This is a genomic window from Stenotrophomonas sp. SAU14A_NAIMI4_8 (assembly GCF_003086695.1).
GTDB lineage: Bacteria > Pseudomonadota > Gammaproteobacteria > Xanthomonadales > Xanthomonadaceae > Stenotrophomonas.
In genome coordinates, this window is record NZ_CP025999.1 from 3,149,888 (window position 1) to 3,164,803 (window position 14,916).

A 14,916-nucleotide genomic window follows, 5' to 3' on the forward strand; every position below is an offset into this window, starting at 1 on the left:
CCTGCCGGGCGTGGTCACGCAATGCCGCGTCGCCGCGTCAGAACGCGGCGCTGTAGCGCAGTGCGACCTGGCTCAGTTCGCCGCGCGGGCCGAAGCGCTGGTCGTAGCCGAAGCTGAGGCGGCTGTTGCGGCTCAGCCACGATTCCACCGACAGACCCAGCAGGCCACCGGAACGCATCGGCTGCAGCCCGGCCATCGGCGCCCAGGCATCGATGCCGACGAAGCTGGCCTGCGCATCCATGCCTTGGCTGGACAACTGCTGCTGCCATTCGGCGTAGCCACGCAGCGCCCAGTTGCGCCACTGGCGCTCTGCGCGCACGCCGGCCAGTGCCTGGCTGCGGCTGCTGGCATCGCCTGCGCTGCGCAGGCCGAAGCCCAGGCCCCCCTGTTCGCTGAAGCGATCGCTGTCCACGCGGGTGTAGTCGGCGCCCAGGTACGGGGTCAGCGAAGCACCAGCCCAGCCGAAGCGATAACCGGCCTCCACGCTGGCCGTGCTGAAGTTGCCGCCGTAGCGGGCGTTGACCCCGTACTGGCCGGCACCCAACAGCAGCTGGCGATCGATCTCGCGGTTGAACTGGCCGGCACCCACCTGGCCCAGCGCATACGCACCACCGGCATTCCAGCCGGCGTACAGCTGCGCCTGCGACTGCCGGTCGCGGCCGCGATCGCTGCCCCAGGCCCGGTTGCCGAAGCTGCGCGTTTCACCAAAGGCAAAGCCGAGCACGCCGTTGCTGCCCAGTGCGGTGTCCTGGCCCATCATCCAGCCATGGGTGTCGGCGCCGCTGGCCGAGAAGCTGCCCTGGCCGGCCTCGCCCAGCGCGTTCTGCCAGGCACCGGCCAGGCGCGGTGCGCCCTGCACCTGGCCGAAGCGCGCGGACAGCGCGCGGCGGCCCAGATCGATGCTGTCGAAGGTGGCCGCCGTAGCCAGCGCATGCGCCTTGCCGGACAGGCTGTCCAGGCTCTGCTGCAGCGCCAGGTTGCCCTGCACGCCCTGCAGCGCGCCCGCGCCCTGGGCGAACACGCCGGTGACGTCGGTCCCATCGTCGAGTGCTTCGAACGCGCGTTCCACGCGCGAGGCCGAGGCCTGGGTACTGGCGCCCAGGCCGGCCGCCGATGCCGCGCTGACCACGTTGACCCGGTCGATGTTCAGGGTGACGTCGTTGCTGCCATAGCTGAGCCATGCATCCAGCAGGCTGCCCGCGTTGAGGCTGTTGCTGACCCCGTTGAACGTGCCGGTGACGCCCTGCCCGGCCTGCAGCACGGTCTGGGTGCGGCCGGCAGCCGGCACGTAGCCGCTGACGACACTGGACACGTGCACGTCGCCGCCCTGCAGGGTGGCCCTGCCGGTGATGGCAAGTGGACTGGAACCCAGCGAGATCATCAATCGTGCGCCGTTGCGGTGCAGGTAGTTGCCTTCGATGGTGGCGCTGCTGTTGGCATCGCGCACGATCACCATCGCCGCGTTGTCCACGTTGCCCTTGACCCGGGTGGTGCCGGTCATGAACTGCAGCGCGGCCGCGTTGGGGCTTGCCGCCTGCGCGGTGATCACCACGTTGGAAGTGATGGACGCGCCGTCGCGCAGCGCCAGCGTGCCGCGTTCGATGCGGGTGTCGCCGGTGTAGGTGTTGGTACCGGAAAGGCCCAGCGAACCTTCGCCCTGTTTGACCAGGCCGCCGCTGCCGGTGATGTTGTTGCTCCAGACCGAATTCAGGCCCAGCTGCGAGACGTTGACGGTGGTATTGCCCCAGTCGAAGCGGGCCGGGCCGTTCACGGCCTTGCCGACATTCAGCAGGCCGTAGCCGTAGATGGCGTCCACGCCTGGCGCGCCGATGTCGGTGGCCGTGCCCAGCAGGGTCTGCCGCACCAGGTCGTTGTCGAAGTACGGGAAGCGTTCCCAGACCAGCGCGGCCGCGCCTGATACCAGCGGCGCGGCGAACGACGTGCCGTAATTCCACTGGTAGCCGTTGCCATTGCGCTCGGGAAACACCGCGCTGCCCGGTGCGGTCAGACAGTAGCGCGCCGCATCGCCACAGGCGTTGGCCCAGCTGGTGCGTTCGCCGGGCTTGTTGGGATCGATGGCGGTGGCCACCAGCCAGCCCTTTTCCAGATCGGCCGCCGGCAACGAACCGCCCACGCCGCGCTGGCTGGGCAGTGCCGCCACGCTGCTGGGCTGGTCGCGGCCCTCGTTGCCCGAGGCGAACACCACCAGGCCGCCGTTGCTCATGATGAAGGGGCGGTACTCGGCCGCCACCTGCGCGGTGGTGGCCAGATCGGTCCAGTACAACCCGCCCCAGGAGTTGTTCATCACCTTCACGCCGTAGCTGATCAGGTCCTGGTGGATGCCGGCCACGCCCAGCGGGCCGCTGAAGGAGTTGCCCTGACCACTGCCGTCATCGGTGGGCGACGTGTCGGAAATGATCCGCGCCGAGACAATCTGCGCCCCTGGCGCGATGCCGCCGGGCCAGACGCCCACGGTTGCACCGGCGGCCAGGCTGGCCACCGCGGTGCCGTGGCCGACCACGTCGTCCACGTTCAGGTTGTTGCGCGCCGGATCGACGTAGTTGAGGTTGGCCACCACGCGGCCATTGAGCGCTGCGGTGTCGCGCTTCACGCCGGAATCGACGATGCCGATGCGCACGCCCTTGCCGGTCAGGCCAGCCGACTGCGCGGCCAGGGCATTGGTCTGCACCAGGTGTGCGTTCACCGCCGGCTCGGTCGGCTTGGCCGGCGTGGGCGTGGTGGGCGGCGGGGTTACCGGCGGCGTGGTGGGGGGCGGGTCGATGCGTACATTGCTGCCGCCACCGCCACCGCCACATGCACTCAGCGCGGCGACCAGCGCCGAAGCCAGAACCGACCTGCCCATCGTCTTACGTTCCATCGTTTCCTTCCCATGAACGTTGGCCTGCCGCAACCCCTTGCAGGCATCCAGTGCTGCCAGCGGCAGCTACCGCCGACCCTCTATACTGGGTCGACCCCCACGCAGTCTGCCGGGAAATGGCGCCGCTTCCAACGCCCGCCGTCTCCTTTCCGAACATTGCTCACGCATCAACGAGATTGCCATGTCCAACATCGTCATCGCCGCCGCCAAGCGCACCGCCATTGGCTCCTTCCTGGGCCAGTTCAACGGCGTGCCCACCCCGACCCTCGGCGCGGCCGCCATCGCCGCCGCCCTTGAGCAGTCCGGGGTACCGGCCAGCGACGTTTCCGAAGTCCTGATGGGATGCGTGCTGTCGGCCAACCTGGGCCAGGCCCCGGCCCGCCAGGCCGCCATCGCCGCCGGCATTCCGCTGTCGGCCGGCGCGACCACCCTGAACAAGGTCTGCGGCTCGGGCATGAAGACCATCATGCTGGGCCACGACCTGATCAAGGCCGGTTCGGCCAAGGTGGTGGTGGCCGGCGGCATGGAATCGATGTCCAACGCCCCGCACATGCTGCCCAACTCGCGCACCGGCAACCGCTTCGGCAACTTCCAGGCGGTGGACCACATGGCCCACGACGGCCTGGTCAATGCCTACGACGGCAAGGCCATGGGTGAATTCGCCGAATGCGCGGTGGACAAGTACCAGTTCACCCGCGAGGAACAGGACGCCTATTCCATCGAATCGGTGCGCCGTGCGCAGGCCGCGCAGGCCAATGGCGCATTCGCCGATGAAATCGTCTCGGTGAAGGTGGCCACCCGCAAGGGTGAGGTCGAGTTCGCCAGCGACGAGCAGCCCGGCCGTTCGGACATCGCCAAGATCCCGACCCTGCGCCCGGCGTTCAAGAAGGATGGCAGCGTGACCGCCGCCAGTTCCTCCAGCATTTCCGACGGCGCCGCTGCCGTGGTCCTGCTGGCCGAAGAGGATGCGGCCGCGCGCGGCATCACCCCGCTGGCGCGCATCGTCGGCCACGCCACCCATTCGCAGGAGCCGGAGTGGTTCACCACCGCGCCGATCGGCGCGATCCACGCCCTGCTGGCGAAGACCGGATGGACCCTGGACCAGGTCGACCTGTTCGAAGTGAACGAAGCCTTTGCCGTGGTGGCCATGGCGCCGATGCGTGAACTGGGCATCAGCCACGACAAGCTCAACGTGAATGGCGGCGCCTGCGCACTGGGCCATCCGATCGGCGCCTCGGGCGCACGTCTGGTGGTCACCCTGGTCAACGCATTGCGCACGCGCGGCGGCAAGCGCGGCATCGCTACCCTGTGCATCGGTGGCGGCGAAGCGACGGCAATCGCCATCGAGTTGATCTGAAAGGAATTAACGGCGATTTCGCAAAAATGAATGCGGGAGCGCTTGACACCCAATCTTGGCTTGTCATCATGTTGTCGGCGCGCAGTTGCGCGTTGCCTAATCTAACGACGAGGATTCACACAATGAGCATCAACAAGCTGCTGGTCGCTATGTCCCTGGCCCTGGCCCTGGCCGCCTGCTCGAAGCAGGAAGCTGCCCAGGACGCCGCTGCTTCGGCCAACGAAGCCGCCACCGAAGCCCAGGCTGCTGCCGACCAGGCCGCCGCTGCCGGCGCCCAGACCGCCGACGCTGCCCAGCAGGCCGCTGACACCGCCGCCACCGCTGCCGACGCTTCGACCGACGCTGCTGCCCAGGCTGGCGCTGCTGCCACCGACGCTGCTGCCGGCGCTGCTGCCGACGCTGCCAAGGCCGGTGAAGCCACCGCCGAGCAGGCCAAGGACGCTGCTGAAGAAGCCAAGAAGTAATAACTTCTTTCTTCACGCTGTTCTGGAAAAGCCGCTGGTTCGCCAGCGGCTTTTTCTTTGCCTGAATGCCGCTGTTGGCCTCGCGACCGGGCCTTCACAGGGGCCTGAATAGGCTGGCGTCCCCATCCATCGCTGTACCGGAGACCGCCATGAAGATCCGCACGCTGACCACTTCCCTGCTGGCCGCCTCGCTGGTGCTGGCCCTGGCCGCCTGCAAGGGCCCGGAAGCCGAACAGGCCCGCCAGGATGCCGCGCAGGCCGCCGACAGCGCGGGCGCCGCCGCGCGTGATGCAGTGGACCAGGCCGCCGCGGCCACCCGCGAGGCCGCTGACAAGACTGCTGCGGCCTCCGAGCAGGCCGCCGCCGATACCCAGCAGGCGCTGGACAAGGCCGCCGATGCGACCGCCACCGCCGCCGACCAGGCCAAGGCTGCGGCCACCGATGCGGCCGCGCATGCCAGCGATGCCACCGCCGATGCCGCGCAGAAGGTGGCCGACAAGGCCCGCGATGTCGCAGATGACGCGAAGGCCAACGCGGCCCACGAAGAAGCCAAGCACTGATGCTTCCCGTGTCGCCGGGCCTTTTGGCCCGGCGACGTTACGGCAGGGCGCGCGCCAGCATCTCGCCCAGTTCCAGCCCCGGCGGCAACGTCCCCAGCGCCAGGCCATGCTCGCCCTGCAACCGGCTGCGGATGAAGGCGTCGGCCATGGGGCTTTCCGCCCGCAACAGCACGGCGGCCTGCAGCAGCAGTGCCGTGCGCTCGCAGAAGGCGCGTGCCTGCCCCTCGTCGAACCCGGGTGATTCTTCCCAGCGCTGCAGCGCCTGCGAGTAGCGCAGGTCGGCATCGGCCGCCGCCTGCAGTTCCTGTTGCAGGGCGGCCATTGTTTCCGGCTCACGCGACAGCGCGCGCAGCACGTCCAGGCACTGGATGTTGCCACTGCCTTCCCAGATCGAATTCAACGGCGCCTGCCGGTACAGGCGCGGCAGCATCGACTCTTCCACGTAGCCAGCGCCGCCCAGGCATTCCTGCGCCTCGTTGACGAAGGCCGGGGCGCGCTTGCACAGCCAGTACTTGCCCAGCGCCGTGCCCACCCGCGCCAGCGCGGCTTCTGCCGGATCGATGGCGGCGCGATCCACCGCGCGGGCGATGCGCATGGCCAGCACCGTGGCCGCCTCGGATTCCAGCGCCAGATCAGCCAGCACGTTGGTCATCAGCGCATGGTCCACCAGCGGCTTGCCGAACGCGCGCCGGTGCCGTGCATGGTGCAGCGCCTGGGCCAGGGCCATGCGCATTTCCGCCGCCGCGCCCAGCATGCAGTCCAGCCGGGTCATCATCACCATGCCGATGATGGTGGCCACCCCGCGCCCCTCCTCGCCCACGCGCCAGGCCTGTGCACCGCAGAACTCCACTTCGCTGGACGCGTTGGCCCAGTCGCCCAGCTTGTCCTTCAAGCGCATCAGCCGGAACGCATTGCGGTCACCATCGGCCAGGCGGCGTGGCATCAGCAGGCAGGTCAGCCCACCGGGGGCCTGCGCCAGCACCAGGAAGCCATCGCTCATCGGCGCGGAGAAGAACCACTTGTGCCCCGACAAGCGATAACGCTCGCCGTCGATCGGCTCGGCGTGGGTGCTGTTGGCACGCACGTCCGAGCCACCCTGCTTTTCGGTCATGCCCATGCCCAGGGTGATGCCGGCCTTGTCGGCCACCGGCACATCGCGCGAATCGTAGACCGGAGCGGCCGCCTTGCGTGCCCACTCGGCCAGGTGCGGCTGCGAGTGCAGCACCGCCACGGCAGCGTGGGTCATGGTGAGCGGGCAACTGGTGCCCGCTTCGGCCTGGTGATGCAGGTAGCTCAGCGCCGCGCGCGCCACGTGTGCGCCCGGTTGCGGTTCGTGCCAGGACAGCCCCGCCACGCCGTGCTGCTTGGCCGTGCCCATCAGCTGGTGGTACGCCGGATGGAACTCCACCAGATCGATGCGGTGCCCCTGCGCATCGTGCGTGCGCAGGCGCGGCCGGTCGCGGTTGGCATCGAACCCCAGGCGGTACAGCTCATCGCCGGCCAGTGCGCCATACACCGCCAGGCGCGGCGCGAAGGCACCGCCGCCCTCACGCTGCACTGCCTCGGCCAGCGCGACATCGTCGGTCCATAACTGCCGCCCGGCGAACGGTGGTGGCTGGTTCAGCACCACGTGCGTTTCGTAGGGAACGTTGCTGCTGAAGCCCGGTCCGTTCATCCATTGCTTCCCGTTGCGGAAAAGGAGCCCCTCGATTGTGCCGCATCGTCCGGCCAGCGCCCGTTCAGCGCGGTTCTCACCGCCTGCACGAGCGCCGCGCCAGAGTGGCCACATGAGCGACAACGAAGATCTGGTGGTATTGCGGCCAGAAGGCCTGTACTGCGCCGCCGGCGATTTCCACATCGATCCGTGGCGGCCGGTGCCGCGCGCGGTCATCACCCATGGCCATGGCGACCACGCGCGCCCGGGCATGGGCGAATACCACTGCAGCACCGGCAGCGTGCCGATCCTGCGCTGGCGCTTGGGCGATGTGCCGCTGCACGCGCATGCCGAAGGCACGCCCTTTTCGCTGGGCCGGGTGCAGGTATCGCTGCACCCGGCGGGGCATGTGCTGGGCTCGACCCAGGTGCGCATCGACGATGGGCGCCAGGTCTGGGTGGCCTCGGGCGATTACAAGCGCCAGCACGATCCCACCTGCACGCCGTTCGAGGTCGTGCCCTGCGATACCTTCATCAGCGAAGCCACCTTCGCCCTGCCGATCTACCGCTGGCCGCACACCGCCGATGTGGCGGCCGACATCGTCGCCTGGCGCCGCGAATGCGCCGCGCGCGGGGAAGCGGCGGTGCTGCTGTGCTACGCACTGGGCAAGGCCCAGCGCGTGCTGGCCGAACTGCTGCCGCTGGACGACCAGCCGGCCTGGCTGCACGGCGCCATCGCCAATGGCGTGGCGGTCTACCGCCAGGCCGGGGTGGACATGCTGGACACGGTGACCGTGGCCGAACAGGGGCGTATCCCGGATGCCGCCGGGCAGCTGATCCTGGCCCCGCCGTCGGCGGCAGGCACGCCGTGGCTGCGCCGCTTCGGCCGTCACCAGTTGGCGTTCGCGTCGGGCTGGATGCAGCTGCGCGGCAACCGGCGCCGGCGCAATGTTGACCGCGGCTTCGTCATTTCCGACCACGCCGACTGGCCGGCGCTGCTGCAGACCATCGAACAGACCGGCGCGCGGCGCATCATCGCCACCCACGGCAACACCGATGCGTTGATCCCCTTCCTGCGCGAGCGCGGCGTGGCCGCCGAGGCCTTCCGCACCGATTTCGGGGCCGAGGAATGAAGGCCTTCGCCGCGCTCTACCAGCGCCTGGACCGCAGCACCGCAACGCTGGACAAGCGGGCCGCGCTGGTCGACTACTTCCGCACGGCACGTCCACGCGATGCAGCATGGGCGCTGTACCTGCTGAGCGGTGGCAAGGTGGGCGGCGCGCGCCGCAAGGTGGCCGCCAGTGGTGAGCTGCGCCGCTGGATCACCGAGGCGTCCGGGCTTCCGGCCTGGCTGGTGGAAGACAGCTATGCGCAGGTGGGCGACCTGGCCGAAACGTTGACCCTGCTGCTGGATGACCCGGCAACGCCCGCCCCCGAACGGGCCCTGGCCGACTGGATCGAACAGCATCTGCTGGCGGTGGCCAACCAGGACGAGACGGTACGCCACGCCGCCGTGCTGCAGGGCTGGCAGCAACTGCCCGCCGCCGAACGCCTGGTGTTCAACAAGCTGCTGACCGGCGCCCTGCGCGTGGGCGTATCGCAGCGACTCGTGCAGCAGGCGCTGGCCGAATGGTCGGGGCTGGACATCGCCCGCATTGCCCAGCGCATGCTGGGTGAGTGGGTGCCCTCGCCCGCCGCGCTGGCGCAGCTGCTGTCGCCAGACGAGCTGCCGACCGACCGCCAGCAGCCCTACCCGTTCTTCCTGGCCTCGCCGCTGGAAGGCGCGCCGGCCGAGCGGCTGGGCGCGCTGGATGACTGGTTGCTGGAATGGAAGTGGGACGGCATCCGCCTGCAGCTGCTGCGCCGGAATGGCGAGGTGGCCCTGTGGTCGCGCGGCGAAGAGCGGCTGGATGGTCGCTTCCCCGAAATCGAACAGGCCGCCGCCGGACTGCCCGATGGCTGCGTGATCGACGGCGAGCTGCTGGCCTGGGACAGCGCCGATGACCTGCCGCGCGCCTTCACTGCCCTGCAGACCCGCATCCAGCGCCGCAAACCCGGTGCCGCCACCCTGCGCAACACGCCGGTGCGCGTGCTGGCCTACGACCTGCTGGAACGCGATGGCCAGGATCTTCGCGAGCTGCCGCTGCACGAACGCCGCGCGCAGCTGGCGCAGCTGCTCGATGCACTGGCCGATCCTCGCCTGCAGCTCTCGCCACCGGTGCTCGCCGAGGACTGGGCCGAGGCCGCGCGCCTGCGTGACGGTGCCCGCGAACGCGGCGTTGAAGGGCTGATGATCAAGCGCCGCGATTCGGTCTACCAGGCCGGGCGCCGCCGCGGCGACTGGTGGAAGTGGAAGATCGAGCCGCTCACCATCGATGCGGTGCTGCTGTACGCGCAGGCCGGCCATGGGCGGCGCAGCACCCTGTACACCGACTACACCTTCGGGGTGTGGGACGGTGACGCGCTGGTACCGGTGGCCAAGGCCTATTCGGGCCTGGACGACAAGGAGATCCTGGCGCTGGACCGCTGGATCCGCGCGCACACCCGCGAGCGCTTTGGCCCGGTGCGCAGCGTCGACGCCGTTCAGGTATTCGAGCTGGGATTCGAAGCGGTGAACCGCAGCAGCCGGCACAAGTCGGGCATCGCGGTGCGCTTCCCGCGCATCCTGCGCTGGCGCCACGACAAGCCCGCCGGCGAGGCCGACCAGCTGCACACCCTGCAGGCGCTGGCGCGATGACCCGTACGCAGGCCCTGCAGCGCCTGCAGGCGTGGTTCGCCGCGCGCGGCTGGCGCCCGCTGCCGTTCCAGCGCGCGATGTGGCGGCACTACCTGGCGGGCGAATCGGGCCTGCTGCACACGCCCACCGGCAGCGGCAAGACCCTGGCGATGTTCGGCGGGCCCCTGCTGCAGGCCTTGATCGATCCACCGCCGGCGCCGGCGCGCGCCAGCGCCGTGCGTCCGCTGCAGGTGCTGTGGGTCACCCCGCTGCGGGCACTGGCCAGCGATACCGCACGCGCGCTGCAGACGGTCATCGATGGCGTTGGCCTGGGCTGGAAGGTCGGCCTGCGCAGTGGCGATGCCAGCAACCGCGAGCGGCGCCAGGCGCGCGAGGGACGCGTGGATGTGCTGGTGACCACGCCCGAATCGCTGGCGCTGTTGTTGAGCTATCCCGATACGCTGCCGCGCATGCAGCACCTGCGCTGCGTGGTGGTGGATGAGTGGCATGAACTGCTGGGCAGCAAGCGTGGCGTGCTGTTGCAGCTGAACCTGGCACGGTTGCACGATGCCAGCCCCCGCCTGCAGCTGTGGGGGCTGTCGGCCACGCTGGGCAACCTGCAGCAGGCGCGGCAGGTGCTGCTGCCCGACCAGCCCGACGCGCCGCTGGTGGAAGGCGCGCGGCAGCGACCGGTGCAGGTGCAGACCCTGCTGCCGCCTTCCGGCGAACGCTTTCCGTGGGCCGGCCACCTGGGCCTGGTGCAGTTGCCGCGGGTCCTGCAGGCGATCCAGGGCGCACGCAGCACCCTGCTGTTCACCAACACCCGCGCACAAGCCGAGCTGTGGCACCAGGCGCTGGCCGCGGTGTGGCCGGAAGACGCCGACAGTCTGGCCCTGCACCACGGCTCGCTGGACCCGACCCTGCGCCAGCAGGTGGAAGACGGCCTGCGTGCAGGCAGCCTGCGCTGCGTGGTGGCCACCTCCAGCCTGGACCTGGGCGTGGATTTCCCGGAGGTGGACCAGGTCCTGCAGCTGGGCAGCCCCAAGGGCGTGGCGCGCCTGCGCCAGCGCGCCGGCCGCGCACGCCATCGCCCCGGTGCCAGCGGCCGCATCACCTGCATTCCCAGCCATGCGCTGGAGGTGGCCGAATTCGCGGCGGCACGCAACGCGCTGCGCGAGGGCGTGGTGGAAGCACGCCGTCCTATGGTCCTGTCGCTGGACGTGCTGGCCCAACACGCAGTGAGCTGCGCGCTGGCCGGCGGCTTCCAGGCCGATGCACTGCTGGCCCAGGTGCGGCGCACCCACGCCTTTGCCGATCTGACCGATGCGCAGTGGCAGGCCGTGCTGGACTTCATCGTGCAGGGCGGGCGGGCGCTGTCGCAGTATCCGGATTTCCACAAGGTGCAGATCGATGACAGCGGCACCTACCGGGTGCCCGATCGCCGCCAGGCCCTGCGCCACCGCCTGTCGATCGGCACCATCAGCAGCGATGGCAGCGTGCGCGTGCAGTTCCTGCGCGGCGGCAGCCTGGGTTCGGTGGAAGAACAGTTCGCAGGGCGCCTGCGCCCGGGCGACCGCTTCCAGTTCGCCGGGCGCCTGCTGGAGCTGGTGCAGCTGCGTGACATGACCGCCTATGTGCGGGTGGCGCGTGGGCGCGGCGACGGCAGCGTGCCGCGCTGGCAGGGCGGCCAGCTGCCCTTGTCGATGCCACTGGGGCAGGCCTTGCTCGCAGTGCTCTCCGGAAGTGATGGCAGTGCCGAATCAACGTGGCTGGCGCCGCTGCTGGCGCTGCAGGCACGCGTGTCCGCGCGGCCCTCGCCGGCGCAGCTGCTGGTGGAGGACGTGCGCCGCCGCGAGGGCCAGTTCGTGTTCGTCTACCCGTTCGCCGGGCGCCACGTGCATGAGGCACTGGCCGCGCTGCTGTCACTGCGCTGCACGCGGCTGCAGCGCAACAGCATCGGGTATGCCGTGAACGATCATGGCCTGGTGCTGGCACCGGCACAGCCGATCACCCTGGATGCGCAGGCCTGGCATGCGTTGTTCACCCGCGACGGGCTGCTGGACGATCTGCGCGCGGCCGTGAACCTGGGCGAGCTGGCACGCCGCCAGTTCCGTGGCATCGCGCGCGTGGCCGGACTGCTGGTGCCCAGCCTGCCCGGCGGCATGCCGCGCTCGCTGCGCCAGTTGCAGGCCTCTGCGGGCCTGCTGCATGACGTGCTGCGCCAGCACGACCCCGAGCACATGCTGCTGGCCCTGGCTGAGCAGGAAGTGCTGCAGGATGCATTGGATCTGCCCGGGCTGCAGCAGGCGCTGGCACGCATTGGCAGGCAGACGGTGGCGCTGCAGCAGCCGGCCTCACTCACGCCGCTGGGTTTTCCGCTGTGGGCCGAGCGCCTGCGCGGCCAGTTCAGCAACGAAGACTGGCGTACCCGCGTGCAACGCGCCGCGCAACAGCTGGAACGCCGCCATGACCACTGAGCTGGCCATGCAGCTGGGCGGGCAGACGCTGCGCCTGCTCGGCGCGCGTGCACTGCTGTGGCCGGCCCGGCAGGCCCTGCTGATTGCCGACCTGCACCTGGGCAAGGCCGATGTGTTCCGCCGCGCCGGCATCGCCTTGCCCGCCGGCGGCACCCAGGGCGACCTGCAACGGCTGCAGGCACTTGTGCAGCAGCACGCGTGCCGCGAGCTGTGGATCCTGGGCGATGTGCTGCATGGCCCGCTGCACCGCACGGCGTGGCTGGCGCAATGGCTGGCCTGGCGCGAACAGCAAGCGGGCCTGGACGTGCATGTGATCCGAGGCAACCACGACCGCCAGCTTGCCGCAGCGGCGCTGCGCGTGCAGCTGCACGATCAGGTGCGACTGGGGGATATCGTGCTGCGCCACGAACCACAGCCCGAAGCCGGCGCCTGGGTGATTGCCGGCCACCTGCATCCGCAGATCGCCCTGCCGGCGCTGCGCCGGCGCTTTCCCGCGTTCTGGCTGCGCCCGGGAATCACCGTGCTGCCCGCGTTTTCGGCGTTCACCGCGGGCGTAGTGATACCGCCCGCGCGCGACGAACAGCGCATTGCCTGCGTGGAAGGCAGCCTGGTGCCGGTACCGCCCCGCCAGGCTTAGGCCGGGCGGGCCAGCATGTCGGGCATCAATCGAAACGTGGGCTCGCTGTTGCCGACGTGGCGCGGCAGCGCACGCACCGCCGCCAGCATTTCCTGCGCACAGGTGCGGATGTAGCCATGGTGTTCGGCGCCCGCGTGGCTGATCAGGCTACCCACGTGGAATTCAAAGACATCCTCCAGCACGTCGGGCTGGTCTTCGTGCAGCATCTGCAGCAGACCGCGCAGTTTGCAGATTTCCGATTCCAGCTCGTGGACCGCGAACAACATGGCATCCTCCTTCGAACGTGCGGCGCATCCGGGCCGCAGCAGGCCGCGACGGCGCGTCCGCCCGGGCCATGCGCGAAGTTCGATCACGGAGTGTTCGATCACGGAAAGGAAAACGGGCGACGCGGCGTGCGCGTGCACAGCTGTTCTCGCACAACCGGGGTGAGATGTTCGTTAGTTCAGGTGACGGGCACGTTCACGGCAGCGCTGATCGCACTGCTGCTGGCGGCCGCACGCGGCGCTTCGGCCAGCGCGGCAATGAAGCCCGGATCCAGCGGCAGTGCGCCGAACCAGCCGTGCTGGGTACCGCTGAGCACGCGCAGCATGTGCCCGCGCCCGCCCGGCATGCGCCCCATCGGGCCAAGCAGGACGTCGCGCGCATGCGCCCATAGATCGCCATTGGACTGGAACAGCGGCGTCAACCAGCGGCTCCAGCGCTGGTACACCGCCACATGCGCACGCCGCTGTGCCTGGTAGGCCTGCAGCGCCGCTTCGCCACGGTGGCTGCGCAGCGCATCGCGCAGCGCCAGTGCATCGATCAGGGCCATGTTCACGCCTTGCCCCAGCTGCGGGCTCATCGAGTGTGCGGCATCACCGGCCAGCACCAGGCGGCCATGGTGCCAGCGCTTCATCACCGCATCGCGGTACACCGCGCGTGCCAGCTGGCCGGCATCGACCAGGTGCGCGAAGCGCGCGCTGGCCTGCGGCCACAGGGCATGCAGTTCCTGCAGCCAGGGCGCCATGCCGTCCCGCTGCCAGCGCTCGAAATCATCACGCGGCAGGCTCCAGAAGAAGCTCAGGCGCGGCGTGGCATCACCGGGGCGGGTGCCCACCGGCAGCAGGCCGATCATCTTGCGCGCCGCCACGTAGCGTTGCCGCAGCTCCTGCATGTGCGGCCAGTCTTCGGCCGGCAGCAGGCACCACAGCGCACCCCACGGGTAGACGCGGTCCAGCGCGGTGCCGCCCTCAACACTGCCGCGCAGGGTGGATGCCGCGCCATCGGCGGCCACCACCAGGTCGAACGGGCCGTGCCAGCGCCCCTGCGCATCGCGTACGCGCCCCTGTGCGCTGTCCACCGCCTCGATGGCGGTGCCCACGTGCAGGTGGCCGGCGCCTTCGCGCGCATCTTCCAGCAACGAGAACAGCGCGCCGCGCTGCATGCCCAGCCCGTGCAGGCGTGCATCCAGACCGGCATAGCCCATGTCCATCACCGCGCGTTCGCAGGGCGTATCGCCGTACAGGCGGTGCACCGGCGCGGCGTGCGCACGCACGGCGTCGAGCAGGCCCATCTGCCACAGCACCTGCAGGCCGCTGGGCTGCAGCAGGAAGCCGGCCCCTACCGGGCCGGGCGTGGGCACACGTTCGAAGATCTCCACCTCGTGGCCATCACGGGTGAGCAGGATGGCCAATGCCTGGCCAGCGGTGCCGTAGCCGATCACGGCAATGCGCAGTCGTTCCGTCATGCCTGCATTGTGCCCGAGGCGGATTGCCAATGGCGAAGGGAACCCGCAACGGCATCCACGCATGGCGTGGATCTACTGGCCGACGCCGGAGCGCCCGCCGTTGCCCTGCGCAAAAAAAAACCCCGCCGTAGCGGGGTTTTCAACGCACTGTCGAGTGGATCACTCGGCCGGCGTAATGTTCGAAGCCTGGGCACCCTTCGGGCCCTGGGTCACGTCATAGGTGACACGCTGGCCTTCCTGCAGGCTGCGGAAGCCCTTGGAGTTGATGGCGGAGAAGTGCGCGAACACGTCGGCGCTGCCATCCTCCGGCGAGATGAAGCCAAATCCCTTGGCGTCGTTGAACCACTTGACGGTACCGTTCGGCATGTTAATGCGAGACCTTTGCAATGAATGGGTGGTGTACGCTGAACCCGCGTACCGGCTGAGTATGCAAAGCTTGCCCGAGGAT

General features: G+C 69.7%; 12 protein-coding genes. 7 read left to right on the forward strand and 5 right to left on the reverse strand.

The genetic code is table 11. The annotated features are described in order from the left end of the window. Positions 1–37 precede the first annotated feature (37 nt). Complete coding sequence (locus C1930_RS14475) at positions 38–2,878, reverse strand: S8 family serine peptidase (protein ID WP_108772035.1); 2,841 nt, start codon at positions 2,876–2,878, stop codon at positions 38–40. Positions 2,879–3,059: 181 nt separating this feature from the next. On the opposite strand from C1930_RS14475, the gene C1930_RS14480 reads away from it, so the two are divergent. The 3 genes from C1930_RS14480 to C1930_RS14490 all read left to right on the forward strand — a co-directional run bounded on the left by C1930_RS14480 (position 3,060) and on the right by C1930_RS14490 (position 5,259). Beyond that, on the forward strand, positions 3,060–4,235 hold the full coding sequence (locus tag C1930_RS14480; protein WP_108756858.1) for an acetyl-CoA C-acyltransferase: 1,176 nt from the start codon (positions 3,060–3,062) through the stop codon (positions 4,233–4,235). Between the two features lie 122 nt (positions 4,236–4,357). After that, positions 4,358–4,699, forward strand: a complete 342-nt coding sequence (locus tag C1930_RS14485) for a hypothetical protein (RefSeq protein WP_108750689.1) — start codon at positions 4,358–4,360, stop codon at positions 4,697–4,699. A 149-nt stretch (positions 4,700–4,848) separates the two neighbouring features. Then, the gene (locus C1930_RS14490; protein ID WP_108750690.1) at positions 4,849–5,259 is read left to right on the forward strand and encodes a hypothetical protein; all 411 of its coding nucleotides are present in this window, start codon (positions 4,849–4,851) and stop codon (positions 5,257–5,259) included. Between the two features lie 37 nt (positions 5,260–5,296). Here C1930_RS14490 and C1930_RS14495 read toward each other — a convergent pair whose 3' ends face one another. Beyond that, complete coding sequence (locus tag C1930_RS14495; RefSeq protein ID WP_108756859.1) at positions 5,297–6,934, reverse strand: acyl-CoA dehydrogenase family protein; 1,638 nt, start codon at positions 6,932–6,934, stop codon at positions 5,297–5,299. A 112-nt stretch (positions 6,935–7,046) separates the two neighbouring features. On the opposite strand from C1930_RS14495, the gene C1930_RS14500 reads away from it, so the two are divergent. Genes C1930_RS14500 through pdeM form a run of 4 tightly spaced genes read left to right on the forward strand, consistent with a single transcriptional unit; the run spans position 7,047 to position 12,742 of the window. Continuing rightward, positions 7,047–8,045 (forward strand): ligase-associated DNA damage response exonuclease, encoded by a 999-nt coding sequence (locus C1930_RS14500; RefSeq protein WP_108772036.1) that lies wholly within the window; start codon positions 7,047–7,049, stop codon positions 8,043–8,045. Beyond that, positions 8,042–9,649 (forward strand): ATP-dependent DNA ligase, encoded by a 1,608-nt coding sequence (locus tag C1930_RS14505; protein ID WP_108756861.1) that lies wholly within the window; start codon positions 8,042–8,044, stop codon positions 9,647–9,649. Before C1930_RS14500 ends, C1930_RS14505 begins: the two co-directional genes overlap by 4 nt. Continuing rightward, positions 9,646–12,105: a ligase-associated DNA damage response DEXH box helicase gene (locus tag C1930_RS14510; RefSeq protein WP_108772037.1), complete on the forward strand. Its 2,460-nt coding sequence runs from the start codon at positions 9,646–9,648 to the stop codon at positions 12,103–12,105. The genes C1930_RS14505 and C1930_RS14510 overlap by 4 nt, the downstream gene beginning before the upstream one ends. Continuing rightward, on the forward strand, positions 12,095–12,742 hold the full coding sequence (pdeM, locus tag C1930_RS14515; protein ID WP_108756863.1) for a ligase-associated DNA damage response endonuclease PdeM: 648 nt from the start codon (positions 12,095–12,097) through the stop codon (positions 12,740–12,742). The genes C1930_RS14510 and pdeM overlap by 11 nt, the downstream gene beginning before the upstream one ends. Here pdeM and C1930_RS14520 read toward each other — a convergent pair. The 3 genes from C1930_RS14520 to C1930_RS14530 form a co-directional block, all read right to left on the reverse strand. Continuing rightward, positions 12,739–13,008, reverse strand: coding sequence for a hypothetical protein (locus tag C1930_RS14520; protein WP_108753794.1), 270 nt, complete (start codon positions 13,006–13,008; stop codon positions 12,739–12,741). The genes pdeM and C1930_RS14520 overlap by 4 nt on opposite strands. Positions 13,009–13,184: 176 nt before the next feature. Then, positions 13,185–14,468 (reverse strand): NAD(P)/FAD-dependent oxidoreductase, encoded by a 1,284-nt coding sequence (locus C1930_RS14525; protein ID WP_108756864.1) that lies wholly within the window; start codon positions 14,466–14,468, stop codon positions 13,185–13,187. 159 nt (positions 14,469–14,627) lie between these two features. Beyond that, positions 14,628–14,834: a cold-shock protein gene (locus C1930_RS14530; RefSeq protein ID WP_005410590.1), complete on the reverse strand. Its 207-nt coding sequence runs from the start codon at positions 14,832–14,834 to the stop codon at positions 14,628–14,630. Between the last annotated feature and the right edge of the window lie 82 nt (positions 14,835–14,916).